Below are 23,876 nucleotides of genomic sequence, written 5' to 3' on the forward strand. Positions count from 1 at the left end.
CCAGCCGGGCGGCGGATCGATCCGCGATCAGCCGCCCAGCCGTACCCCCAGCCATAAGGTACGGGGCGCGGCCCGTTCGACGACACCGTCCCCACCGATCGCAGTCTCGATCCGCGTGTCGGTCACATTCTCCGCCCGTGCCTCGAACGCCAGCCAGCGAGTCGCCGGCAGCGTGGCGAAAAGATCGAGCGTCGTTGCAGCCGACAGGCGACGCAGATTCGCGTCATCCTCATATTGCCCGGCGACATGGCGCAGCGTTGCGGACGCCTGCCACCGGTCGCGGCGCCAGCCGAGCGTCGCCGATCCGCTATGCGCCGGCGTCTGGGCCGGGCGCAGGCCATCCAGCGCACCCATGTCGCAGACCCGTGCATCGGTATAGGCGTAGGACAGCCGCCCTTCGATCGGTCCGACCCGCCCCGATGCATCCAGTTCAATCCCTTTCACCCGCACATGATCGAGATTCGCGCGGCGCCGGAACACGCCGGCCGCCGACACGAAGCCGACGCCGGGGAAGGTGCCGGGGCCGTTCGCGACCGTCACATTGGCGATGGCATCGCGCAGATCGTTGGCGAAGGCGGTCGCGGCGAAGCGGACGCCGGCTGCCGGCCGCAATTCCACGCCGGCCTCCGCGCCCCATAGCGTTTCGGGGGCAAGCGCGGCATTGGCAGCGGTCGCATCCGCGCCGACCCGAAACGGGCGATAGAGTTCGTTGAGCGTCGGCAACCGCCAGCCGCGATAGCCGGCCAGTCGCAGCGTCAGCGGATCGGCCGGCGTCCAGGCGACGCCCGCGCGTCCGGTCGGCTCCCATCCCTGCCGATCGACGAAGCGCTGATCGGTCAGCGTCGCACCGGTCAGGGCGGCTTCCTGCAACCGGCCATCGCCGATCGCCCAGCGGTCGATCCGGCCACCGGCGCTGAACACGAGATCGCCGCTAGTGACGCTGGCATCGGCGAACAGGCCGGCCGTGGTGTTGCGCCCGCCGGCGACCCGCCGCCGGGTCGGGTTGCCTGCGACATAGGTGTAACGTTCCTGCGTCTCGCCGGTCACCACGCGCAGGTCGCCACCCAGGCGGAGCGACACCCCGCCCCATTCGGGCGCGATCTCCGCTCGGCCGCCGATGCCGGTCGCAGGGACATTATACTGGTCGAGTGTCAGCGCGGTCGACGCCCGCCCCGCCCCGACGCTGGCGAAACGGCTGGCGAAGGCGCGGGTCTGGAGATAACCGAGCAGCGACCAGCCGAGCGGCCCGCGCCCGACTAAGCGGAGGCTGGCATCCGCCCCTTCGCTGCGATTGTCGGTGAAGTCGAGACCCCGGTCGCGGCTGTCGGTGAAGGCCGACACATTGGCCTGCAATTCGGTCATGGGTGCGATCTGCACCACGGCGCGGGCGGCGGCGCTGGCCTGTTCGAACGGTGCGGCACGGTCGGCCGTACCGCGATCCTCGCGCACGATGGGCACGAAGCCGTCGCCACGCGCATAGGCGCCGGACAGGGTGGCGAACCCGCCGCTGCGCACCAATGCCGCCGATCCGCGCGCATCGATCGACGCACGGCTGCCCCCGGCGATCGATGCCGCAAACGGGCTCAGATCACCTGGCCCTGCGCTGTCGAGTTCGATCGTACCCGCCAGCGCTCCCGGACCGGCAACGCCGCTACCCCCGCCACGCGTGACGCGTACCCGGCCCAGCCGATCGGTCGCATAGGCGGGAAAGGCGACCCAGCCGCCGAACGGGTCGGCCTGCGGCACGCCGTCGAGCAGCAGCAGCGCGCGGCTGGAGGCATTGCCGCCGAGGCCGCGGAAGGTGATCCCCTGCGACGTCGGATTGGCGCTGCGGGAATCGGAACGGCGGAATTGCTGGAGCCCGGCGACGTCGCGCAGCACATCCTCTACCCGGCCGCTCGCGGACGACAGGATGCGATCGCGCTCCAGCGTGACGATGTCATAGACCCGGTCGCCCGGCCCATCGGCAAGGCCGCGCCCGGTAACGACGATCTCCGGCGCGTCCTGCGCCGCCGCCACGCCCGGCCACGCGGCCAACACCAACCAGAAACGCTTCACGCCTGTCCCCCAACAGGGACGATCAGACCGTGAAGCTCTCCCCGCACCCGCACGCGCCCTTGGCATTCGGATTGGCGAAGACGAAGCCCGCGGTAAAATCGTCCTCGACCCAGTCCATCGTCGAACCGATGAGGTAGAGGATCGATCCGCCATCGACGAAGAAGGTGCCGCCCGGCGTCTCGATCCGTTCGTCCATCGCATTGGCGGTGGTGACGTAATCGACCGAATAGGCGAGCCCCGAACAGCCTCGGCGCGGGGTCGACAGCTTGACGCCGATTGCTTCCGGGGGCGCCTTCGCCATCAGGTCGGCGACCCGGCGTTCGGCATTGGGCGTCAGGATGATCGCGGCGGGGCGGACGCGCGTGGCCATTACAGCATTCCCAGTTCGAGCTTGGCATCGTCCGACATCTTCTGCGGGTCCCATGGCGGGTCCCAGACGAGATTGACGTCGGCGGTCGACACGCCCGGCACCGCCGACACGCGCAGTTCGACCTCGGCCGGCATTGATTCCGCGACCGGACAATGCGGCGTGGTCAGCGTCATCGTCACCGCGACATGGCCGTTGTCCGCCACGTCGACGCCGTAGATCAGCCCTAGGTCGTAGATATTGACCGGAATTTCGGGATCGAAGATTTCCTTGAGCGCGGCGATGACGGCTTCATACACGTCGCCGCCCGGTTCGCCGGTCGATACCGGCTCGGGCTTCTTCGCCAGGAAATCGCCCAGATAGTCGCGGCGGCGTGGTTGGTCCGCGTCGGTCACGCGCGCGCGCGGCGGCGACGTCACGGCGTCGACCTCCTCGACCTGAAAGCTGCGTTCGTCGTTCATCCGAAAATCCTGCTTACCCGTTCCAGTCCGCGCACCAGCGCATCGACATCGGACCGTCCGTTATACACGCCGAAGCTCGCCCGCGCGGTGGCGGGGACGCCCAGCACGTCCATCAGCGGCTGTGCGCAATGATGGCCGGCACGGATCGCGACCCGTTCCTCGTCCAAGATGGTGCCGACATCGTGCGGATGCACCCCCTCCACCACGAAACTGACGATTCCGGCGGCATCGTCCGGCCCGAGCAACCGGACCGAGTTGATCCGGCCGAGTGCGTCGCGGGCAGCGGTGACCAGTGCGGTTTCATGCGCATGGATCGCGTCCAGCCCGATACTGTCGACATAGTCGATCGCGGCGTGGAGCCCGAGCGCACCGATGATATGCGGCGTCCCCGCCTCGAACCGAGCGGGCGGTGGCGCATAGGTGGTGCGCTCGAACGTCACACGATCGATCATCGCGCCGCCGCCCTGCACCGGATGCATCGCTTCGAGCAGTTCGGGGCGGCCCCACAGCACGCCGATACCGGTCGGGCCGTAGAGCTTGTGCCCGGAAAAGACGTAGAAATCGCAGTCGAGCGCGGCGACGTCGACCGCCACGCGCGGCACCGCCTGGCAGCCATCGAGCAGCAGCTTCGCGCCGACCGAATGCGCGATATCCGCAGCCCGCCGCGCGTCGAGGACCGAGCCTAGCACGTTCGACACATGCGCCAGCGATACCAGCTTGTGCTCCGGCTGGATCATCGCCGCCATCGCGTCGAGATCGATCCGCCCGTCCTGCGTCAGCGGCACGACGTCGATCGCCACGCCGATGCGTTCGGCGATCAGCTGCCATGGCACGATGTTCGAATGATGTTCGAGCATCGACAGCAGGATGCGGTCGCCGGCCTTCAAATGCCGTTCGGCCCAGCCTTGAGCGATCAGGTTGATCCCCTCGGTCGCGCCGCGCACGAACACGCATTCCTCCGGCCCGCCGGCGCCGATGAACGATGCCACGCGACGCCGCGCGGCTTCATAGGCGAGCGTCATGTCGGCCGAGCGCTGATACACGCCGCGATGCACGGTGGCGTAGGTCGTATCATAGGCCCGCGTGATCGCGTCGATCACCGCCTGCGGTTTCTGCGAGGTCGCGGCGGTGTCGAGATACGACCAGCCGGCGGGAATCGCCGGAAAGTCGCTCACGCGGTCGAGGGGGGTGGTGCCGCTCAAAGCGCCGCTTCCAGCCATGCATCGGCATCGGCGGCAAAGGCTTCGCGCACCGTCTCGTCGCCGATCCGGTCAAGCGCGTCCGCCACGAAGGCGGTGGTCAGCAATGCCTTGGCCCGCGCTTCGCTCACGCCGCGGCTGCGCAGGTAGAACAGCGCCTTGGCATCGAGTTCGCCGACTGTCGCGCCGTGCGCGCACTTCACGTCGTCGGCAAAGATTTCGAGTTCGGGCTTCAGGTTCACCGTCGCCGTGCGTTGCAGCAGCAGGCCACGCAGCGACTGTTCGCCATCGGTCTTCTGCGCGCCGCGGGCAACCTCGACGCGGGCGGCGAGGCTCGCCTGGCTGCGATCGGCGGCGACCGCGCGCCAGGTCTGGCGGCTGGAGCCGTTCAGGGCAGCGTGGCGGACGGCGACGGCACATTCCTGCCGCTGGTCGTCGCGCGTCAGCAGCGCGCCGCCATAATCGACGAACGCACCGTCCCCATCCAGCGTCAACAGCGCGTCGATGCGGCTGCCCATGCCGCCGGCGCCGAGGAACTGCGATACGAGGCTTGCCGCCTCGCCCACCACCGCTTCGTCGCGGATCGATACGAAGCCGTCCGTTTGTAGCAAGCGGACGCTGCGCATCAGCCGCGCGCCGCGTTCGAGGTCGATCTGCGTCAGGCGATTGGTCCAGCCGTTGCCGACATAGGTCTCGACGACCGACGCGACCGCATCCTCGTCGAGCGTCAGGCGCGCGGGCAGATGGTTCTCCGCCCCGGTCGCGACATGGACGATCTGCACCGTATCAACGATCTCCGCCGCCGACAGGTCGATCGACCAGCCCGCCGCACCGGATGCCTGCACGCCCAGCGGGTGCGCGGTGTCGAGCGTCAACGGGGACAGCGCGACATGACCCGGCGTGCTCCGGTCGGCCGCATAGACGCCGTCGACGAACAGGATGCGCGGGCCGGCGAGGTCGAGCCAATAGCCTTCCGCACTCGCCACCGCGCCCCGCGCCGAAGTAGCAGCTGCGGTCAGCGCGGCAAGATCGGTCCAGCGGAACGCCTCGTCACGGTTTGTGGGAAGAGTGGCCATCAGATCCTCCCCGGCACGGGGAAGGCGACCATGCGCAGCATGGTGGAGGGGGACCTCCACGAACGCAGCATCTGGGGCAATCCCCCTCCACCAGCCTGCGGCTGGTCCCCCTCCCCGCGAGCGGGGAGGATCTGCAAGGTCATCATGCCGCCACCGCTCCATAACCTTCGCGTTCCAGCTCGTGCGCCAGTTCCGGCCCGCCCGAGCGCACGATGCGGCCATCGGCGAGTACATGCACGAAATCCGGCTGCACATAGTCGAGCAGCCGCTGGTAGTGGGTGATGAGGATAACCGCCTTGTCCGGCGAGCGCATGATGCGGTTGATGCCGTCGCCGACGATGCGCAGCGCGTCGATGTCGAGGCCGCTGTCGGTTTCGTCGAGAATGGCGAGCTTGGGGTCGAGGATGCCCATCTGCACCATCTCGTTGCGCTTCTTCTCGCCGCCCGAAAAGCCGACATTCACCGGCCGCTTCAGCATGTCCATGTCCATGCCGAGGCCGTCCGCCTGGGCACGGGCGAGCTTCAGGAATTCGGCGCCCGACAGCGGCTTTTCGTCGCGGGCGCGGCGCTGGCTGTTCAGGCTTTCGCGCAGAAACTGGACGTTCGACACGCCGGGAATCTCGACCGGATACTGGAAGCCGAGGAACAGGCCGGCGGCGGCGCGGGCATCGGCGTCCATCTCCAGCAGGTCCTCACCCGCGAAGGTCACGCTGCCCTCGGTCACTTCATAGCCGGGACGCCCGCCCAGCACATAGCCGAGCGTCGACTTGCCCGCGCCGTTCGGCCCCATGATAGCATGGACCTCGCCCGCATTGACGCTGAGCGAGAGGCCCTTGAGGATTTCCTTGCCGTCGATTTCGGCGTGGAGATTGTCGATCTTCAGCATGTTCCGTCCTGTTCGTGCGGGGTCAGGCCCGCAGATCCAAATCTTACGGCGTCTCGCCCGCGACCGGTTCGGTGCCGAACTCGGCCTCGGCGGCGTCCGGGTTGGTCAGCACCGCCTTCATCGACGCATCGATCTTGTCGAGCATCGGGCCATGCGCCTTAGCGACCTTCGCCCGCACCGGTGCGCACGCCTTGGCCGCGTCGTCGAAAATCGCGACGCGGGCCGCGGCCTCGGTCGGCGGCTTCTCCATGCGCGCGTCCGCATTGATCCGCTCCGACAGGCAGTCGGCATAGGGCGCGGTCGGCGCGACCGCCTGCAGCGCGAGCAGCAGCGCGATCACCCCACCGACCCTTCAAGCGAAATGCCGAGCAGCTTCTGCGCCTCGACCGCGAACTCCATCGGCAGCTGCTGCAGGACTTCGCGGGCGAAGCCGTTGACGATCAGCGCGACCGCCGCTTCCGAATCCAGCCCACGCTGCATCGCGTAGAACATCTGATCCTCGGAAATCTTCGACGTCGTCGCCTCATGCTCGATCTGGGCCGAGGGGTTCTTGACCTCGATGTACGGCACGGTGTGCGCGCCGCACTGGTCGCCGAGCAGCAGGCTGTCGCACTGGGTAAAGTTGCGCACGCCCTCCGCCGAAGGACCGACGCGCACCAACCCGCGATAGGTATTGTCGCTGCGCCCGGCGCTGATCCCCTTCGACACGATGGTCGAGCGCGACCCCTTGCCCAGATGAATCATCTTGGTGCCGGTATCGGCCTGCTGGCGATTGTTCGTCACCGCGACCGAATAGAATTCGCCGACCGAGTTCTCACCCGCCAGCACACAGGACGGATATTTCCAGGTGATCGCGGAGCCAGTCTCGACCTGCGTCCACGACACCTTGCTGTTCCTGCCCTGACACAAGGCGCGCTTGGTCACGAAATTATAGATGCCGCCCTTCCCGTTCTCGTCGCCGGGATACCAGTTCTGAACGGTCGAATATTTGATCTCGGCATCGTCGAGCGCGACCAGCTCGACCACCGCCGCGTGCAGCTGGTTCTCGTCGCGCATCGGCGCGGTGCAGCCTTCGAGATAGCTGACGTAAGAGCCCTTGTCGGCGACGATCAGCGTCCGTTCGAACTGACCGGTATTCTCGGCGTTGATCCGGAAATAGGTCGACAGCTCCATCGGGCAGCGCACGCCCTCCGGAATGTAGACGAAGGTGCCGTCCGAGAAGACCGCGCTGTTCAGAGTCGCGAAGAAATTGTCCCGTTGCGGAACGACCTTGCCCAGCCACTTGCGGACCAGCTCGGGATATTCGCGGATCGCCTCGCTGATCGAGCGGAAGATGACGCCGGCGGCTTCGAGTTCCTTGCGGAAGGTCGTCGCCACCGACACGCTGTCGAACACGGCATCGACCGCAACCTTGCGCGACCCTTCGACCCCGGCGAGCACCTTCTGCTCCTCGATCGGGATGCCGAGCTTTTCATAGACGCGCAGGATTTCGGGATCGACCTCGTCCAACGACGACAGCGAGGGCTTCTTCTTCGGCTCCGCGTAATAGTACGCGTCCTGATAGTCGATCGGATCGAGGTTCAGCTTGGCCCAGTCGGGCGCCTCCATCGTCTGCCACAGGCGAAACGCCTTCAGCCGCCAGTCGAGCATCCATTCGGGCTCGCCCTTCTTGGCGCTGATATAGCGGACGGTGTCCTCGCTCAGCCCCTTGGGCGCGAAGTCCTGTTCGATGTCCGAGGAGAAACCCCACTCGTACTTCTTGTTCGCGGCGGCGAGCGCCTCGGCATTCTTGGTGGCCATCACACTACCTCTTGGGGCATCGCCCCGGTGTTCGCGAGTTGGGCGAGCGTCACGCCCGCCAGAGCGCCCCGGACCACGGCGTTGACCGTGCCGGCATGGGGGCGGATCATGCAGTTCGTCTCCACCGCGCAATCATGCCGCGCGGCGTCGACGCAGGTGGTGAGCGCGATCGGCCCCTCGATCGCCTCGATGATTTGCGCCAGGTCGATCGCCTGCGGGGCGCGGGCAAGGCGGAAACCGCCGCCGGTGCCGCGCCCGGTTTCGATCAGCCCGGCGGCGGACAGGCGGCTGACCAGCTTCTGCACCGTCGGCAGCGGCAGGCCGGTTTCCTCCGCCAGCACGGTCGCCGTCACGCGCGCATCGCCGCCCCGCCGCGCGGTGGCGGCGAGCAGGACGACGGCATAGTCGGCAAGGCTGGAAAGGCGCATGGATTCCTTAATCGGATCATTCCGGTCGGATTGGCATGTGGTCGCGCGGGGGCGTGAGGTCAACCGGGTTTCTGTCGATCGTTGTGATCGATTGTTTGGGGGCTCGAGGATTTGGTTTCGCGCGAAGGTGCGAAGAGAAGAAGGAAGAATGGTTCGCGCAGAGGCGCGGAGGCGCGGAGGAGTTGCGCCCGCGGATCGGTCAGCTGCGCCAGCGGCCTTCATCCTGTTGGTTGCCGCAAGTATGAAGGTCTCGCTGACGCGAGACGGGGTGGCGAGCGAACCTCCTCCGCGCCTCTGCGCGAACCACTCTCTTCTTCGCGCCTTCGCGCCTTCGCGTGAAACCGAATCTTCCTTCCGTCGCCGCTGAACGATAGAGCGCCGCATATGGCCTGGTATCACCCGCTTCTCTTCGCCCTCGACGCCGAACGCGCGCATTCGTTGACGATCGCCACGCTGGAGGCGTGGGGGAAAGCCGGCGCACCGCTCGCCCCCCGCACCGACGACAAACACGCGGTGACGGTGGCGGGCATTCGCTTCCCCAATCCGGTCGGGCTGGCGGCAGGGGTCGACAAGGATGCGCGGGCGGTCGCCGGGTTCCTGGGGTTAGGCTTCGGATTCGTCGAGGTCGGCACGCTGACCCCCCAGCCGCAGCCGGGCAATCCCAAGCCGCGCATCTTCCGCCTGCCCGAGGACCGGGGCGTGGTGAACCGGCTCGGCTTCAACAATGGCGGGATCGACGCGGCGCTGGCACGGGTCGCGGCGCTCACCCCCCGCCCCGGCATCATCGGCATCAATGTCGGCGCGAACAAGGATTCGACCGACCGCATCGCCGATTACGGGACGGCGGTCGCCAAGGCTGCGCCGCTCGCCGATTATGTCACGATAAACATTTCCAGCCCGAACACGCCGGGCCTGCGCGACCTGCAATCGCAGCCCGAGTTGGGGCAGTTGATCGCCGCGAGCGACGCCGCGCGCCATGTCGGTGGCAAGCGCGTACCACTGTTCCTGAAGGTCGCGCCCGACCTGTCGCGCGAGGGACTGGAGGTCGCGATCCGCGCGGCGGTCGATGGCGGGATCGATGCGCTGATCGTGTCTAACACCACCATCTCGCGCCCCGATACGCTGCGGTCGGCGAATGCGAAAGAGACCGGGGGGCTGTCGGGCGCGCCGCTCGCCCCCTTGGCACTCGCCAAGCTGGTCGAGGCGCGCGAGATTGCGGACGGTGCGATCCCCCTGATTTCGGCCGGCGGTGTCGGATCGGCGGACGAAGCGCGGCGGCGGCTCGACGCCGGGGCCAGCCTCGTCCAGCTCTATAGCGCTTTGGTCTATGAAGGCCCCGGCCTCGCCCGGCGGATCGTCGACGGATTGTGATCCGGCTGTTCCGTTCGCTGCTCGCCAATGCCGGGTTCGGCCGGCGGGTCGTCGCCTGCATCGGTGCGGGCATCGGCATCGCGCTGACCATGGTCGTCTGCGCGCAGGTGCCGTGGATCGAGGGCGACCTGCCGATCATCGTCGCGCCGCTGGGGGCATCGGCGGTGCTGGTGTTCGCGGTGCCGGCCAGTCCGCTCGCCCAGCCTTGGCCGGTGGTCGGCGGCAACATCCTGTCGACGCTGGTCGGTGTCGCGGTGTTCCAGGCGATCCCGAATGTGACGATCGCCGCCGGGGTCGCGGTGGGCCTCGCCATTCTCCTCATGTCGCTGTGCCGCTGCCTGCATCCGCCGGGCGGGGCGGCGGCGCTGACGGCGGTGATCGGCAGTGCGGGCATCCATGATGCGGGCTATGCCTTCGCCTTCGCGCCGGTCGGGATCAATTCGATCGCGCTGGTGTCGATCGGCATCTTCTATCACCGCATGACCGCACTCAGCTATCCGCACCAGCCGGCGACCCCCGCCGCGATTCAGGCGGCAGTGGAGCCGGGCGGGGTCCGGCTGGAGGATATCGACGCCGCGCTGGCGGAGACGCCGGACGCGTTCGATATCGCGCGGGAGGATTTGACGCTGCTGCTCGAACGGGCCGAACATTTCGCGACGGTTCGGCGGAAGAAGTAAGGGGTTCGCGCAGAGGCGCGGAGACGCGGAGGGGTTGCGTTCGCGGATCGGTCAGCCGCGCCAGCGGCCTTCATGCTGCTGGCTTCCGGAAGAGCGAAGGTCTGGCTGACGCGAGACGGAGCCGCAAATGCACCTCCTCCGCGTCTCCGCGCCTCTGCGCGAACCCCTCGTCCTTCTTCTTCGTACCTTCGCGCCTTCGCGCGAACCAACCTTCTACTCCACGATCACTTTACCCTCACGCCGCGGATCGACACCCCCATCGACCTTCCCGTCGCGGATGATGACCCCGTGCAGCCCCGAATCCTCGCCCTGCCCCGGCTGCAACCGGACACCCCGTGCCGCCAGCCCGCTCAGGATTTCCGGCGAGAACTTCGTCACCTCCCCCTGAAAACTGCTGCCCCGCGCGACGAGGTTGGGGAGCGCCAGCGCCTGCTGCATGGTCAGCTTCCATTCGACCGCACCGACCAGCGACTTGCCGACATAGGCGAGGATCGCATTGCCGCCCGCCGATCCCAGCGCCCCGGCGAACTTGCCCTGCCGGTCGATCATCACCAGCGGCGTCATCGACGACCGCGGCCGCTTGCCCGGTGCCACCGCATTGGCCGCAGGCCGGCCCTGCGCATCGCGCGGTGAAAAGGCGAAGTCGGTCATCTGGTTGTTCAGGAAGAAGCCGTCGACCATCCGCCCGGTGCCGAAGAAGCTCTCGACCGTGGTCGTCATCGACACGACATTGCCCTGCGCATCACCGACGATGAAATGCGACGTGCCCGCCGGCTCGCGCGTCGTGTCCGCCGCCGCCGTCACCACCCCGGCCGGCACGCCCGCCGCCGGGGCGGGTCCGGCGAACGGGCCAATCAGCTTCGCCCGCTCGGCGATATAGGCCGGGGCGAGCAGCCCTGCGACCGGCACGTTCACGAACTTGGGATCGCCGACATACAGGTCGCGATCGGCATACATCAGCCGGCTCGCCTCGGCGAAGAGATACCAGCTCTGCGGGTCGTTCGGCCCGCGCTTGTCGATATCGGTGCGGCCGAGGATCGCGAGCAGCTCGAGCAGCCCCACCCCGCTCGACGGCGGCGGCGGCGTGCAGACGATGTACGCGCGCCAGTTGCCGCACAGCGGATCGCGCTTCACCGCGCGATAGGCGGCGAGGTCGGCAAGCGTCATCGTGCCGGGCAGGCTGCCGCTGGTGGTCTTCGCCACGATCCGCTCGGCGGTCTTGCCGGTGTACAGCGCGTCCGGCCCCTGCTTGGCCAGCCGCTTCAGGAAATCGGCATAGTCGCCATTCCTGATCCGGTCGCCGGTGGTGGCGAGCGCCCCGCCCTTGCCCTTGAAGTAACGGCGGACATCCTCCGCCTGCAACTGCGGCGACTTGCCGCCCAGGAACCGACCGAGCCGGGGCGAGATCACGAACCCCTTGCGCGCGACCTCTTCCGCATCGTCGAACAACTGGTTCCAGGCGAGCGTGCCATGGTCGGCATGCGCCTGCCCCAGCATCCTGACCGCGCCCGGCACCCCGGTCGCCCGCCCGCTCAGCACCGCCTGCGCAAAGGGCAGCGGCTGGCCATCGGCGCCCATCAGCATGGTCGGCGTGGCGCCGGCGGGCGCAACCTCGCGCCCGTCATAGATTTCGACCTTGCCGGTCTTCGCGTTGAAATAGGTCAGGAACGCGCCGCCACCGAGGCCGGAGCTTTGCGGTTCGACCAGCGACAGCATCGCCTGAACCGCGATCGCCGCGTCGACCGCGCTGCCGCCCTTGCGCAGCACCGCCATCCCCGCCTCGCTGGCGATCGGGTTGGCCGAGATCACGAACTTCTGCGCCTGTCCCGCCGGCGCGGTCGGCGGCGCCTGTGTCGCAGACGTCGCCACCTCCTTCTTCCCGAAGGGCAGGACGTTGCAGCCCCCCAGCGTGACGGTGGCGAGCGCGGCGACGGTGGTGGCGAACATCTTCATGACCGCCTGTCTAACCAACGCGGTCGCCCCCGTCACCCGCTGTCGAACGTTGCCGTACCGGTTCCGCCTGCCTACACCCGGCGACAGGAGAAGGATAAGCAATGGCCCGGCAACTGGAACGATTCCCCAATCTGGTCGCGATGTTCTTTACGCGGGCGGCCGAACGCGGCGACGCGCCGTTCCTGTGGAGCAAACAGGCGGGCGCATGGCAGTCGATCAGCTGGGCCGATGCCGCGCGACAGGTCGCCAGCCTCGCCACGGCGCTCAAGGCGATCGGGCTGAAGCGCGGGGACCGGGTGATGCTGGTCAGCGAGAACCGGCCCGAATGGTGCATCTCCGACCTGGCGATCATGGCGGCCGGCTGCGTGACCGTGCCGACCTACGTCACCAATACCGTGCGCGACCATGGCCATATCATCGAGAATTCGGGCGCCTGCGCGATCATCGTGTCGACCGAAAAGCTGGCGCGCACCGTCCTCCCCGCCGCGCTGCGCACCACCCAGTCGTCCGAAAAGATCATCATGATCGAACGGATGAAGACCGCGCAGCAGGGCAGCCTCGAATTCCACGACTGGCACGACCTGATCGCCCGGCACCCCGCCGACCCGGCGAGCGTCGCGGCGCAGGCCGATTTCACCCGCGACGACCTCGCCTGCATCATCTACACCTCGGGCACCGGCGGGTCCCCGCGTGGGGTCATGCAGCATCACGGCGCGATCCTGCACAACGTCAATGGCTGCTGCACCGTCATCTCGGAGGATTTCGGCTGGGACGACGAGGTGTTCCTGTCGTTCCTCCCCCTCAGCCACGCCTATGAACATACCGGCGGCCAGCACTTCCCGATCGCGCTGGGCGGGCAGATTTACTATAGCGAAGGCCTCGACAAGCTCGCCAGCAATATCGAGGAAGTCCGCCCGACGATCATGGTCGTCGTCCCCCGCCTGTTCGAGGTATTGCGCACCCGCATTACCAAGGCGGTGCAGAAACAGGGCCGCGTATCGTCGTGGCTGCTCGACCGCGCCGTCACGATCGGGGGCAAGGAGAACGGCCCCACCCTGCTCGACCGGCCGACCAAGCTGCTGGTCGACACGCTGCTCAAACCCAAGGTCGGCAAGCGCTTCGGCGGGCGGTTGAAGGCGATGGTGTCGGGCGGCGCCCCGCTCAACCCGGAAGTCGGCGGGTTCTTCCAGTCGCTCGGCCTGTGCTTCCTGCAAGGCTATGGCCAGACCGAGGCGGCGCCGGTCATCTCGTGCAACCGCCCGGCGGCGGGGATCAAGATGGACACGGTGGGTCCGCCGCTCGCCGAGACCGAGGTCCGCATCGCCGAGGACGGCGAAATCCTGGTGCGCGGCGAACTGGTCATGCACGGCTATTGGCGCAACGAGGCGGAAACGGCGCGCGTGCTCAAGGACGGCTGGCTGCACACCGGCGATATCGGCGAGATCGACGCCAAGGGCCGCATCCGCATCACCGACCGCAAGAAGGATATCATCGTCAACGACAAGGGCGACAATGTCGCGCCGCAAAAGGTCGAGGGGATGCTGACCCTGCAGAACGAGATCGCGCAGGCGATGATCGCGGGCGACCGGCGCCCCTATATGGTCGCGGTGATCGTGCCCGACGCCGAATGGACCCAGCAATTCTGTGCGAAGGGCGGAGCACGCTGCGACTTCGCGAAGCTGCGCGAGGACAGCGACTATCGCGCGGCGCTCGGCGCGGCGGTGGAGCGGGTCAACAAGGACCTGTCGGTCACCGAACGCATCCGCCGCTTCATCATCGCCGACGAACCCTTCACCATCGAGAACCAGCAGCTGACGCCCAGCCTGAAGATCCGGCGGCATGTGTTGAAAGAGGTGTATGGCGAGCGGCTGGACGCGCTGTACCGAAATTGATCGCGGCCGACGAGCCTGTGGCGTCGCAATACGGACGGCCGACGTGACGCATCCCAGCGGCTCGATCTGCGTTAATCGGCTGCGTCATCGAACGACGACATAGAGAAGGTGGAAGATGCGCCATGCAGCCGAAGTGCGCCTTGCCGGATCCGTGGGCCGGGGCGGGCTTAATCGCTGGCCCGATGTGGCCGCCGTACAGCAATTGCTCAACGAACATCTACCCTCCGGCGTCCGGCCGCTGGTGATCGATGGCGATGCCGGTCCACTTACCGTAGATCTCATTGCCCGCTGGCAACGCCGCCACGGCATCGTGCGCCAGCCCGATGGTCGCGTCGATCCGGGTGGGCCAACACTGCGTGCGCTCAACGGCGCCAGGCGCGTGCACAGCATTCCCCGGGCTGAAGTACGCAAGGCACCGCCACCTGTTGCACCCCCTGTTTCGCGTCGTCCTCCACGCACGCCTGGGCCGGCGGTCCCAGTTACCCGCGCAACGCCACCGACTCCCGATACCATGGCCGCGCGCGGGCGCACGCCACCCGATGCGGTAATCCGTGCCGCCAGGCCTCTCAGACACGTTGGGGCATCCCCGCTTCCGTCACGCTAGCCCAATGGGCCTTGGAAAGCGCATGGGGCAGCCGAATGCCTCCCGGCAGCAACAATCCCTTCGGCATCAAGGCCAGGCGTGGTGAACCATCGGTCAGCACCGGCACCGAAGAAGTCATCAACGGCCAGCGCGTCCGCATCCGCGCTGGATTTCGCGCCTTTGCCTCGATCGCGGACGCATTCGATCACCATGGCAGGTTGCTCGCGACCGGTCGCCCCTATCGTAACGCGCGAGCGACCCTGCCCGACCCGAACGCCTTCGCGGATGCGCTGACCGGCGTCTATGCAACCGATCCAGGCTATGGTCGGAAGCTGAAGTCTCTGATGAACAGCAACAACTTCTATCGATTTAACGTGCGGTAAGGCCGTCCCTGGAACGGTTCTCCCCGTCTGGCCTATGCGGCGCTGAAGCACTTCGACAGGCGCGCGACGACCGGCGCCCATTGGCGTTGCGCCGCTGCGGGGTAGCGCAACTCCATCGTGCTGAACGTACCGTGGGCAAGCATCGATTTTAGATAGAATATCTGACCATTCTGACGTCCCGACAGCACATACCAGTTCGGACGCGTCACGGCATAGCTCACCTGCCCGTTTTGGGTCAGCCGTTTGCGATCCTCGGCCGCGCTCGAGGCAACCGTGTCGTTCAGCGCGTTATTGCTGCCCCAAACGCGCAAGACGGCACCACCCGCGCCGTTGAAGCGGCGCCCATCGCCGTTCGGGGCCTCTGCAGCCGGCCGAAGCAGTCCGGCTGGATAGCAGACGCGATAGCCGTAGCGCGCATTCACATAAGTCGGCCACTGCCCAGCCGCGTGGACACCGGTTGCGACTGCCGGCAAACCACCGGCTACGCCAGACACCAACATAGCCGAAGCCAGCACAACCGCCCGAACCGTTCCCGATACAGATCGCATCCATCCACCTCCGATTCCACGCTTGTCATACGTGTAGGGCCTGTACCAGGCGTGAAGCGCAGTTCCGGTTACCATTCCAACGCCGGCATCCTGAGCAGTTGCGAGGTAACGCAGGTCGGCGTTGCCCGATCCCAGACAACGGTCGCAAAGGTGGCAGGAAAGTTTGGAACCCCAATGACGGGGAAAAAAACGTTGCCGTCACAGGCAGACGCCAGGACGTCGCGCATAGCTATTCACCGTTGAACCGGCGATACCCTATCCCATATCGCCCGCTTCCGAACCTGCACCAAAACAAGGAGCGTGCCGGTGCCCCCGATCCGCAGCCCTGCCCTGTCCATCCCGCGCTCGCGCTGGGTGGCTTTGCGATCGGGACGACCGAGTTCGCAACGATGAACCTCGTGCCGTTCTTCGCGCCGGGCCTCGGCATTTGCGAGCTGACGGCGGGATATGTCATCAGCGCCTATGCGCTAGGCGTCGTGGTCGACGACAACCGCCGCATCCGAAACCGGACGTGAAGCGGCTGGCCCGGACGCTCGCGATCGGGGCGCTGGTCATGGCAGGGTCGCCCGGCTGTTCGAAGAGCACGGCAGATATGGTCGAAGGCGCACGGAACGACGTCGCCACGTTGCGAAAGCTCGTCACGCTGCAACCCGTGCCGGTCGAGGCGCGGTGGTCGCTCGACCCCGTCGGCAGGGACGACGGCTTCGGCCCGACCGACCGGGCGTTGTGGGTCGTAGTCCGCTATTCCGAGGGCGATGCCGCCAAGATCGCCCGCGCGCTCGAATCGGCCCCGGCAACGCAGCCGGTCACGGTCGCCGCGCCGCCCGCGTGGCTGCTGGCCGATATCGATCTCGCCCGGCACCGGCGGGGTAAGGACTATGTCTTCGACCGCTCCGTGTCGGACGGACGGCCGTTCGCATCGGACCTGTACTCTACCGGCTTTGCGATGCTGCTGCCGGACCGCCGCGTCCTGATCCACTTCGCGTCGCGGTAGCGCGCAGCGGCGACCAGGCCGAAGCTTGCTGCCGATCCGCCCGAACCAGCGCGTCGCCCCAGCAAAAGCTAGTTCCTCAAGCGGCTCCTGCCCCAAGCATAACCGGGAGATCCCAGCCTTCGCGGGGATGACGGTTGGGGCGAACACGACAGTGCCGGCATTCGGCAGCGCCCTTTGCCACCGCATAGCTATTCATTGTTGAACTGCCCCGACCCCTTCCCATATGGCGCGCTTCGAATGCTGCGTTGCAGCAAGGAGCGTGCCTGTGACCCCGACCCGTAGCCCTGCCCTCGTCCATCTCGCGCTCGCGCTGGGTGGCTTTGCGATCGGGACGACCGAGTTCGCGACGATGAGCCTCGTGCCGTTCTTCGCCCCCGGCCTCGGCATCGACGAGCCGACGGCGGGGCATGTCATCAGCGCCTATGCGCTGGGCGTAGTCGTCGGCGCCCCGCTGCTGGCGGTGATGACCGCGCGGATGGCGCGGCGGACGGTGCTGATCGCGCTGATGGCGTGCTTCGGTATCGCCAATGCGGCGAGCGCGCTGGCCCCGACCTATGAGGCGATGCTGGTCGCGCGCTTCTTCAGCGGGTTGCCGCATGGCGCCTATTTCGGGATTGCCGCTTTGGTCGCCGCATCGCTGGTCCCCCCGGAGAAGCGGACCCAGGCGATCGGGCGGGTGATGCTGGGGCTGACCGTCGCGACGATCGTCGGCGTGCCGCTGGCCAATGCGCTGGGGCAGGCGCTGGGCTGGCGTTGGGGCTTCGGCGTAGTCGCGGTGCTGGCGGCGGCGACGATGGCGATGGTCGCCTGGGCCGCGCCGCATGACCGGCCGGACGTACAAGCCAGCCCGCTGGCCGAGCTGGGCGTGCTGAAATCAGGGCAGTTGTGGCTGACGCTCGGCATCGGCGCGATCGGCTTTGGCGGGATGTTCGCGGTGTACACCTATCTTGCCTCGACGCTGATCGAGGTGACCGGCGCCGCGCCGGCGATGGTACCGGTGGTGCTGGCAGTATTCGGCGCGGGCATGACCTTCGGCAATCTGGTCGTGCCGCGCTTCGCCGACCGCGCGCTGATGCCGACCGCCGGCAGCCTGCTGCTATGGAGCGCGGGGACGCTGGCGCTCTATCCGCTCGCGGCGGGGCAGCTATGGTCGATGCTGGCGATCGTGTTCCTGATCGGTATCGGTGGGGCACTCGGCACCGTGCTCCAGACGCGGCTGATGGACATCGCGCAGCAGGGGCAGAGTCTGGCGGCGTCGCTCAACCACTCGGCGTTCAACACCGCCAACGCCATCGGGCCATGGGCCGGCGGACTGGCGATCGCGGCCGGCTATGGCTGGACCTCGACGGGGATCGTCGGCGCCGGGCTGGCGCTGGGCGGGTTTGCGATCTGGGGGCTCGCGGTGCTGGCAGGCGCACCGGTTCGTCAGGTTGTGGAGGCGTAGAAGCAGGTAGGGGTTCGCGCGGAGGCGCGGAGACGCGAAGGGGTTGCGCCTTGTGCCAGCGTTCCCCGCGTCAGCGGCCTCACTATCAGCCTATCCGGTCACGCAAGGTCTCCCGTTCGCGAGCGCTTCGCCCGGAACGCAACCCCTCCGCGTCTCCGCGCTTCCGCGCGAACCCCTACCTTCTTTCTAAAAGTCAGGGGCGTCCGCCACCGGTTCGTGCGCGGACACCCCCCTCCACCATCCTCCGGATGGTCCCCCTCCCCGTTCCGGGGAGGAGCCTTACTTCTTCTCCGGCAGCACCTGCATCGACCAGTCCTTGGCCGGCACCAGATATTTTGCGGCCAGTGCCTGCAACTCGGCCGGGGTCGTTGCGCGGATGTCGTTGATGATGCCCGGGATCGCCGCCAGTCGCGCGGGGTCGCGGGTGCCGCCCTGGGTCTGGTTCATCCAGAACATGTTGCCGCTCGACATGCGGGCGATCATCTGGATCACCGGCAGCTTGGCGCGGTCCAGTTCGTCCTCGGGCACCGGCGTCTTGACCAGATCGGCGGCCAGTTCGCGGGCGAGGTCGAAGAAGAAGCCGGTCTTGTCCGGCGGCACCATGCCGATCGCCATGATCCGCCCGCCGCCGGGCAGGCCGACCGGCCAGCCATTGTCGACATTCGGCGAATAGCTGACGCCTGCCTGGCTGCGCAGGCGATCGAGCAGCCGGTCGCGGAACACGGCGGCCAGCACCTCCAGCTTGCGGCTTTCGGTCAGGCCCGCGCTGCCCGCACCGGTCGGCCATGCAATGGCGGCGGCGGCCTGGTTGGGTTGGCCGCTATGGGTGCGGGTGACAGGTGTCGCGACATGCGCCGGAAAACGGACCGGCGGCGGCGGGGTGTTCGCGGCGGGACGTGGCGCCATCGCACCGATGGTCGCGGCAACCGCGTCGATCGCCGGCTGCTGCTGCACGTCGCCGAACACCTGCACCTCGATCGGACCAGAGGCGAGCAGCGGCGCCCAAAGCGCCTTGAACGCCGCCGGGGTCAGCGCCTCGATCTCCTTGCGGTCGGGCGTGCCCCAGCGCGGGTCGTTATCGTGGAGCAGCGCGTCGAGGTCGCGCGCCATCACGCCGTCGGGCGAGGCGCCCAGCGCATCATAGCTCGCCAGCATCACCGCCCGCGCGCGGGCGACGGGCGCGGGGTCCCATGCCGGCGATTGCAGCTTCGCCGCGATCAGCTTGAGCTGGTCGGCGAGGTCGGCGGCGGTGGTGATCCCCGACAGGCTGAACGCGTCGTCGTCGATCCCGAAGGACAGCCCGATCTGCCGCCCGCCGGTCAGCCGGTCGAGCTCCTCCTGCCCCAGTACGCCCTTCGGCGTCTGGATGCCCGACGCCACCAGCGCGAGGTCGGCGGCGAAAGCGGGCGTACGCCGGTCGGCCGGCAGCGCGTTCAGCCCCCGGCCGAACCGGACGCGGACATAGACCTTGCCGGTTTCGGACTCGTTCGGGAACAGCAGCAGCGACGAGCCATTGGCGAAGTCGACGCGCTCGATCGGCGGATCGCTCAGCGCCATGCTGCGCGCGGTGATCGCACCCGGCTTGCCGAGCGAAGGCAGCCGGTCGAAGCCGATCGCCCCCTGCCCGCTGCGCCGGCTCGCGCTGCCGGCGATCTTCTGCGTCAGCGCGGCGGTCAGCTTGGTCTGCGCGGTCGGATCGGGGGTGCGGGTGTTGACGATCGCGCGGGTGGCGGTGCCGGCAAAGACCTTCCTCGTCGCCGCCTGCACGCGTGCCGGGGTGAAGAACTTCTTGGTCACCGCCCCTTCGAAGATGCGCAGCGACGTTTCCGGCCCGGCGACGGTTTCGCGAATGTCGGTCGCCGCGATCAGATTGTCGGCGAGCAGCGCGCCCGCCGTCACCGGCGCAGTGCGCACCTCATTCTCCATGCCCGCGCGGATTTCGGCGACCTCGCGGTCGATCTCCGCCTGGGTAGGCGCAGTGCGCATCGCGTCGGCGATCGACTGACGCACGTCGCGCAGCGCCGCCGCCCAGTCGTCGCCCAGCGGCAGGATCGACAGCTGGGTGATGTTGGCCGATCGCGACACGTCGTCGAGGTTCGCTCCGGCCGAGATATAGCTGCCCCCGGCACGCGCGCGACTTTCCAGCCGGCGGTTGAGGATGCGGAGCGCAATCTGGTCGATCATGCGTTCCTGGTTGAACAGGATCGTGTCGTCACCGACCGTCCACGGTCGCAGCACCGCCATCTGGACGAGCGTCGGCATGGTCGGTTCGCTCACCGCCGCCGCCACCGGCTCGCCCGCCTTGGGCGATCCGAACTTCGGCTCGGCCGGCGACGGGCCGTTGCCCTGCCAGCCTGCGAAATGCTTCTTCACCATCGCTTCGAGGATGGCGGGATCGGCGTCACCGGCGATGACGATGATCGCGCGATCGGGACGATACCAGCGGTCGTGGAACGCCTTCACGCTGGCGGCGGTCGCCGCCTGCAACGTGTCGACATTGCCGATCGGCGAGCGGTCGGACAGCGGCTGCCCGGCGAAGAACAGCGCGCGCACCGCATCGCCGAAGCGGACCTGGGGCCCGGGCTGTTCGCGCTGTTCGGACAGCACCACCGGCCGTTCCGCGTCGAGCGCCGCCTGGGTCAGCGTCGGTTCGGCCATCATCCCCGACAGGATCTTCATGCTCTCGTCCAACCCGGCGGGCGTAGCGGAGGGCAGGTCGAGCTTGTAGACCGTCTGGGTAAAGCTGGTCGACGCATTGCTGTCGGAGCCGAAAGTGACGCCCAGACGCTGCCACACCCGCTTCGATTCCCCATCGGGCACATGGACCGACCCGCGGAAGGTCAGATGTTCGATCAGGTGCGCGAAGCCGCGCTCGCTGTCGGTTTCCATCAGCGATCCGGTGCCGATCGCGACGCGGATCGCGACCTGCCCCGGCGGCACGCCATTCTTGCGCACCGCATATTTGAGGCCGTTGGACAGCACGCCATAGGTCCATGACCGGTCGGGCGGAATGTCGCTGCCCTTGAACAGCCACGGCGTGTCCGGCCCCTGCGCCACCGGCTCCAGCGGTGGAAGCTGGCGCGCGGGGGCCGGCGATGCGGGCGCGGGCGATGCGGGCGGGGTCTGCGCAGCGAGCGGCGCGGCGATCAGGGCCAGGGTCGTGAACGCACCCGTGGCCAGACGAAACGAAGATGCCATGGGCGGCAGGTGTAGCGTCGTTGCAACGGCCCGACCAGTATCGACAGCGCGCTGCAAATATAAAGGCGAAACGCGCCTCTGGTTCAGCCCCGGCTCAGCTTGGCCTCAACGCTCCTCGCGACGCAGATACAGGTACGAATCGTCGAACTCGGCCAGCGCGGTCAGCCCGGCAAGATCATGGATCGTCACCCGCCGCCCGCGAAAATCCATCAGCCCGCGTTCGCGCAGGTCGCGCAGCGTGCGGTTGACATGGACCGGGGTAAGGCCGGTGCAGTCGGACAGGTCGGACTGGGTCAGCGGCAGGGAGAAGCCGTCATCGTCCGCCTGCCCGATCAGGCCCAGCCGCACGCGCAACTCGCACATCAGGTGGGCGATCCGCTGGATCGCGCTGCGCCGGCCGAGCGACAATTCCCATTCGCGGTGGATCGCGGCATCGAGCGCGGTCAGGAACCAGTAGACCCGCGCCAGATGCGGCTGGGTCTCGGTAATCTCGGTCAGCTTGGCATGCGGCACCAGCACGACGCGGCACGGGGTCAGCGCCATGACATTATGGTCGAGCTGTTTCAGCGAAAAGCTGTGCAGGTCGAGGAAGTCGCCCGCGACATGCAATTCGGTGATCTGCCGCTCGCCGCCCGGCAGATCCTTGTAGCGGCACATCAACCCGTCGAGCAGCAGCGTGCTCGCGCTCAGCCGCTCGCCGGCGCGGATGCAGGTGACGTGCGCCCGCAATTCGCGCACCTCGCCCAGCGAGGCACGGATGACCTGCTCCTCCTCCTCGGAAATCGTGTCGCGTGCGCGCAGTTTCGCCAGATGCGTCTCGATCACGGGCACGTTCCCCTTCTGCCTTTCCCGGCTCGTACAGGAGCGTAACAATCGTGGCAACGCGCGGGTCGCCACCGCACAACCCAGCGTTTCCGCAACCGCCCTTGATCCCCCGTGCCCATGCCGCCACATGGACGCCATGTTGATCGAAACCGAATCCACGCCCAATCCGGCGACGCTGAAATTCCTGCCCGGGCAGGTCGTGATGGACGCCGGCACGCGCGACTTCGCGTCGCCGGAGGAAGCGGAAGCATCGCCCCTCGCCACGCAGCTGTTCGCGCTGGGCGATGTCGTCGGCGTGTTCTTCGGCCGCGACTTCGTGTCGGTGACCAAGGCGCCGGGCAGCGAATGGGCCGATCTGAAGCCCGATGTGCTGGCGCTGCTGCTCGACCATTTCGGCGGGCGCATGCCGTTGTTCCACGCGACCGGCACCGCCGGCTTCTCGGTTCCGGCCGAGGACGCGGCGTTCACCGACAATCCGGAAGACGCCGACATCGTCGAACAGATCAAGGAACTGATCGAAACCCGCGTCCGTCCGGCGGTGGCGAATGACGGCGGCGACATCGTCTATCGCGGGTTCGACCAGGGCAAGGTCTATCTGCAGCTGCAGGGCGCCTGTTCGGGCTGCCCGTCGTCCAGCGCGACGCTGAAGAACGGGATCGAGCAATTGCTCAAATATTATGTCCCCGAAGTCACGGAGGTTCGTGCAGTCTGATGGCCAAGCTCGACGACCAGGCGCTCGACACGCTGTTCCGCAGCGCGCGCACGTTCAACCACTATACCGATCGGCCGGTCGACGATGCGACGCTGCACGCGATCTGGGACCTGCTGAAATGGGGTCCGACCAGCGCCAACCAGCTGCCGGCGCGGATCGTGTGGTGCACCTCGCCAGAGGCGAAGGACAAGCTGGCCGCCTGCGCCAGCGGGACCAACCCCGACAAGATTCGCGCCGCGCCGGTGACCGCGATCATCGGCATGGACACCGAATTTCACGAACATCTGCCCGAACTGTTCCCGCATACCGATGCGAAGTCGTGGTTCGACGGTAATGCCGAGCTGCGCCAGGCATCGGCTTTTCGCAATTCGTCGTTGCAGGGCGCCTATCTGATCCTCGCGGCACGCGCCCTGGGGCTCGATACCGGGCCGATGTCGGGCTTCGATGCCGGCGCGGTGGACAAGGCGTTCTTTGCCGATATGCCGTCGGTCCACGCCAATTTCATCACGACGCTCGGCTATGGCGATACCGCCAGCCTGCATCCGCGGTCGCCCCGGCCCGATTTCGCCAAGTTCAACCGGATCGCCTGACCCCCTCGTGCGGACGCTGGTCATCGAAACCGCCACCGCCGCCTGCTCGGTCGCGTTGATCGAGGATGGCGCAGTGATCGCGCGCGACCATGTCGTCGTCGGGCGCGGCCATGCCGAACGGCTGGTGCCGATGATCGCCGCCCTGCCCGATCAGGGACGCGCCGACGCGATCCTGGTCGATTGCGGGCCGGGCAGCTTTACCGGCGTGCGCGTCGGGCTGGCGGCGGCGCGCGGGCTGGGCATCGGCTGGGGCGTGCCGGTTACGGGCTATTCGTCGCTGGCGCTGATCGCCGCCGCCGCGCTCGCCGAGCAACCGGGCGACGCGATCGTCGCGGTGCTCGACGGCGGCCATGGCGAGGTGTTTCAGCAGGGGTTCGACGGCGATCTGGTCGCCGATGGACCGGCGGTGTCGCGCAAGCCCGCCGATGCGG

General features: G+C 67.7%; 22 protein-coding genes and 2 pseudogenes. 11 read left to right on the forward strand and 13 right to left on the reverse strand.

The features are described from left to right. Positions 1 to 27: 27 nt before the first annotated feature. The 9 genes from AVT10_RS15235 to AVT10_RS15275 form a co-directional block, all read right to left on the reverse strand. On the reverse strand, positions 28 to 2,058 hold the full coding sequence (locus tag AVT10_RS15235; RefSeq protein ID WP_066693351.1) for a TonB-dependent receptor: 2,031 nt from the start codon (positions 2,056 to 2,058) through the stop codon (positions 28 to 30). A 22-nt stretch (positions 2,059 to 2,080) separates the two neighbouring features. Continuing rightward, the gene (locus AVT10_RS15240; RefSeq protein WP_066693354.1) at positions 2,081 to 2,428 is read right to left on the reverse strand and encodes a HesB/IscA family protein; all 348 of its coding nucleotides are present in this window, start codon (positions 2,426 to 2,428) and stop codon (positions 2,081 to 2,083) included. Beyond that, on the reverse strand, positions 2,428 to 2,886 hold the full coding sequence (locus tag AVT10_RS15245) for an SUF system Fe-S cluster assembly protein (protein ID WP_066693357.1): 459 nt from the start codon (positions 2,884 to 2,886) through the stop codon (positions 2,428 to 2,430). Before AVT10_RS15245 ends, AVT10_RS15240 begins: the two co-directional genes overlap by 1 nt. Beyond that, positions 2,883 to 4,106, reverse strand: coding sequence for a cysteine desulfurase (locus tag AVT10_RS15250; RefSeq protein ID WP_066693360.1), 1,224 nt, complete (start codon positions 4,104 to 4,106; stop codon positions 2,883 to 2,885). Before AVT10_RS15250 ends, AVT10_RS15245 begins: the two co-directional genes overlap by 4 nt. Further along, the gene (locus AVT10_RS15255; protein ID WP_066693363.1) at positions 4,085 to 5,161 is read right to left on the reverse strand and encodes a SufD family Fe-S cluster assembly protein; all 1,077 of its coding nucleotides are present in this window, start codon (positions 5,159 to 5,161) and stop codon (positions 4,085 to 4,087) included. The genes AVT10_RS15250 and AVT10_RS15255 overlap by 22 nt, the downstream gene beginning before the upstream one ends. A 142-nt stretch (positions 5,162 to 5,303) precedes the next feature. Continuing rightward, positions 5,304 to 6,047, reverse strand: coding sequence for a Fe-S cluster assembly ATPase SufC (gene sufC, locus AVT10_RS15260; protein ID WP_066693365.1), 744 nt, complete (start codon positions 6,045 to 6,047; stop codon positions 5,304 to 5,306). A gap of 43 nt (positions 6,048 to 6,090) precedes the next feature. After that, positions 6,091 to 6,387, reverse strand: a complete 297-nt coding sequence (locus AVT10_RS15265; protein ID WP_066693367.1) for a hypothetical protein — start codon at positions 6,385 to 6,387, stop codon at positions 6,091 to 6,093. After that, on the reverse strand, positions 6,384 to 7,847 hold the full coding sequence (gene sufB / locus AVT10_RS15270; protein ID WP_066693371.1) for a Fe-S cluster assembly protein SufB: 1,464 nt from the start codon (positions 7,845 to 7,847) through the stop codon (positions 6,384 to 6,386). The genes AVT10_RS15265 and sufB overlap by 4 nt, the downstream gene beginning before the upstream one ends. Then, entirely contained in the window at positions 7,847 to 8,275 is a 429-nt protein-coding gene (locus AVT10_RS15275) for an SUF system Fe-S cluster assembly regulator (RefSeq protein WP_066693373.1), read from the reverse strand. Before AVT10_RS15275 ends, sufB begins: the two co-directional genes overlap by 1 nt. Before the next feature lie 384 nt (positions 8,276 to 8,659). Here AVT10_RS15275 and AVT10_RS15280 point away from each other — a divergent pair, with 384 nt between their 5' ends. Further along, positions 8,660 to 9,646, forward strand: a complete 987-nt coding sequence (locus AVT10_RS15280) for a quinone-dependent dihydroorotate dehydrogenase (protein ID WP_066693376.1) — start codon at positions 8,660 to 8,662, stop codon at positions 9,644 to 9,646. Beyond that, positions 9,646 to 10,323, forward strand: coding sequence for an HPP family protein (locus AVT10_RS15285; protein ID WP_066693416.1), 678 nt, complete (start codon positions 9,646 to 9,648; stop codon positions 10,321 to 10,323). The genes AVT10_RS15280 and AVT10_RS15285 overlap by 1 nt, the downstream gene beginning before the upstream one ends. Before the next feature lie 213 nt (positions 10,324 to 10,536). Here the strand turns inward: AVT10_RS15285 and ggt are convergent, their stop codons facing one another. Continuing rightward, entirely contained in the window at positions 10,537 to 12,276 is a 1,740-nt protein-coding gene (ggt, locus tag AVT10_RS15290) for a gamma-glutamyltransferase (protein WP_066693378.1), read from the reverse strand. 101 nt (positions 12,277 to 12,377) lie between these two features. Here ggt and AVT10_RS15295 point away from each other — a divergent pair, with 101 nt between their 5' ends. The 3 genes and pseudogenes from AVT10_RS15295 to AVT10_RS18365 all read left to right on the forward strand — a co-directional run. Continuing rightward, entirely contained in the window at positions 12,378 to 14,168 is a 1,791-nt protein-coding gene (locus tag AVT10_RS15295; protein WP_066693380.1) for an AMP-dependent synthetase/ligase, read from the forward strand. A 115-nt stretch (positions 14,169 to 14,283) separates the two neighbouring features. Beyond that, positions 14,284 to 14,772 carry a peptidoglycan-binding domain-containing protein gene (locus AVT10_RS18970; protein WP_198158604.1) on the forward strand — a complete coding sequence of 163 codons (489 nt, stop codon included), beginning with the start codon at positions 14,284 to 14,286 and terminating at the stop codon, positions 14,770 to 14,772. Then, positions 14,739 to 15,134, forward strand: a pseudogene (locus tag AVT10_RS18365) (glycoside hydrolase family 73 protein); the annotation flags it as partial. The gene AVT10_RS18970 and the pseudogene AVT10_RS18365, both read left to right, overlap by 34 nt. A gap of 32 nt (positions 15,135 to 15,166) precedes the next feature. Here the strand turns inward: AVT10_RS18365 and AVT10_RS15305 are convergent. Continuing rightward, positions 15,167 to 15,556, reverse strand: a complete 390-nt coding sequence (locus tag AVT10_RS15305; RefSeq protein ID WP_066693384.1) for a hypothetical protein — start codon at positions 15,554 to 15,556, stop codon at positions 15,167 to 15,169. Between the two features lie 476 nt (positions 15,557 to 16,032). Here AVT10_RS15305 and AVT10_RS15310 point away from each other — a divergent pair. The 3 genes and pseudogenes from AVT10_RS15310 to AVT10_RS15320 form a co-directional block, all read left to right on the forward strand. Further along, a pseudogene (locus AVT10_RS15310) lies at positions 16,033 to 16,164 on the forward strand (MFS transporter); the annotation flags it as partial. A gap of 29 nt (positions 16,165 to 16,193) precedes the next feature. Further along, entirely contained in the window at positions 16,194 to 16,676 is a 483-nt protein-coding gene (locus AVT10_RS15315) for a hypothetical protein (protein WP_066693388.1), read from the forward strand. Between the two features lie 223 nt (positions 16,677 to 16,899). Continuing rightward, positions 16,900 to 18,120 (forward strand): MFS transporter, encoded by a 1,221-nt coding sequence (locus AVT10_RS15320; protein ID WP_066693390.1) that lies wholly within the window; start codon positions 16,900 to 16,902, stop codon positions 18,118 to 18,120. A 279-nt stretch (positions 18,121 to 18,399) separates the two neighbouring features. On the opposite strand, the gene AVT10_RS15325 is transcribed toward AVT10_RS15320, so the two are convergent. Next, entirely contained in the window at positions 18,400 to 21,318 is a 2,919-nt protein-coding gene (locus AVT10_RS15325) for a M16 family metallopeptidase (RefSeq protein WP_084401772.1), read from the reverse strand. 105 nt (positions 21,319 to 21,423) lie between these two features. Continuing rightward, positions 21,424 to 22,143, reverse strand: a complete 720-nt coding sequence (locus AVT10_RS15330; protein ID WP_066693425.1) for a Crp/Fnr family transcriptional regulator — start codon at positions 22,141 to 22,143, stop codon at positions 21,424 to 21,426. Positions 22,144 to 22,279: 136 nt separating this feature from the next. On the opposite strand from AVT10_RS15330, the gene AVT10_RS15335 reads away from it, so the two are divergent. The 3 genes from AVT10_RS15335 to tsaB all read left to right on the forward strand — a co-directional run. After that, the gene (locus tag AVT10_RS15335; RefSeq protein WP_066693430.1) at positions 22,280 to 22,855 is read left to right on the forward strand and encodes a NifU family protein; all 576 of its coding nucleotides are present in this window, start codon (positions 22,280 to 22,282) and stop codon (positions 22,853 to 22,855) included. After that, positions 22,855 to 23,445 (forward strand): malonic semialdehyde reductase, encoded by a 591-nt coding sequence (locus AVT10_RS15340; RefSeq protein WP_420038514.1) that lies wholly within the window; start codon positions 22,855 to 22,857, stop codon positions 23,443 to 23,445. The genes AVT10_RS15335 and AVT10_RS15340 overlap by 1 nt, the downstream gene beginning before the upstream one ends. Before the next feature lie 7 nt (positions 23,446 to 23,452). Next, the coding region (gene tsaB, locus AVT10_RS15345) for a tRNA (adenosine(37)-N6)-threonylcarbamoyltransferase complex dimerization subunit type 1 TsaB (RefSeq protein ID WP_066693398.1) at positions 23,453 to 23,876 on the forward strand (424 nt) is incomplete at its 3' end.

The organism is Sphingomonas hankookensis (genome assembly GCF_001619955.1).
Classification (GTDB): domain Bacteria; phylum Pseudomonadota; class Alphaproteobacteria; order Sphingomonadales; family Sphingomonadaceae; genus Sphingomonas; species Sphingomonas hankookensis_A.

Excerpts from the sequence above, each read along its gene's own strand:
- AVT10_RS15245 (WP_066693357.1), bottom strand. The coding sequence starts at position 2,886 with ATGAACGACGAACGCAGCTTTCAGGTCGAGGAGGTCGACGCCGTGACG.
- AVT10_RS15280 (WP_066693376.1), top strand. The coding sequence starts at position 8,660 with ATGGCCTGGTATCACCCGCTTCTCTTCGCCCTCGACGCCGAACGCGCG.
- sufB (WP_066693371.1), bottom strand. The coding sequence starts at position 7,847 with ATGGCCACCAAGAATGCCGAGGCGCTCGCCGCCGCGAACAAGAAGTAC.
- AVT10_RS15240 (WP_066693354.1), bottom strand. The coding sequence starts at position 2,428 with ATGGCCACGCGCGTCCGCCCCGCCGCGATCATCCTGACGCCCAATGCC.
- AVT10_RS15335 (WP_066693430.1), top strand. The coding sequence starts at position 22,280 with ATGTTGATCGAAACCGAATCCACGCCCAATCCGGCGACGCTGAAATTC.
- AVT10_RS15275 (WP_066693373.1), bottom strand. The coding sequence starts at position 8,275 with ATGCGCCTTTCCAGCCTTGCCGACTATGCCGTCGTCCTGCTCGCCGCC.
- AVT10_RS18970 (WP_198158604.1), top strand. The coding sequence starts at position 14,284 with ATGCGCCATGCAGCCGAAGTGCGCCTTGCCGGATCCGTGGGCCGGGGC.
- AVT10_RS15340 (WP_420038514.1), top strand. The coding sequence starts at position 22,855 with ATGGCCAAGCTCGACGACCAGGCGCTCGACACGCTGTTCCGCAGCGCG.
- AVT10_RS15325 (WP_084401772.1), bottom strand. The coding sequence starts at position 21,318 with ATGGCATCTTCGTTTCGTCTGGCCACGGGTGCGTTCACGACCCTGGCC.
- sufC (WP_066693365.1), bottom strand. The coding sequence starts at position 6,047 with ATGCTGAAGATCGACAATCTCCACGCCGAAATCGACGGCAAGGAAATC.
- AVT10_RS15255 (WP_066693363.1), bottom strand. The coding sequence starts at position 5,161 with ATGGCCACTCTTCCCACAAACCGTGACGAGGCGTTCCGCTGGACCGAT.
- AVT10_RS15295 (WP_066693380.1), top strand. The coding sequence starts at position 12,378 with ATGGCCCGGCAACTGGAACGATTCCCCAATCTGGTCGCGATGTTCTTT.
- AVT10_RS15250 (WP_066693360.1), bottom strand. The coding sequence starts at position 4,106 with ATGGCTGGAAGCGGCGCTTTGAGCGGCACCACCCCCCTCGACCGCGTG.
- AVT10_RS15320 (WP_066693390.1), top strand. The coding sequence starts at position 16,900 with ATGGCGCGCTTCGAATGCTGCGTTGCAGCAAGGAGCGTGCCTGTGACC.
- ggt (WP_066693378.1), bottom strand. The coding sequence starts at position 12,276 with ATGAAGATGTTCGCCACCACCGTCGCCGCGCTCGCCACCGTCACGCTG.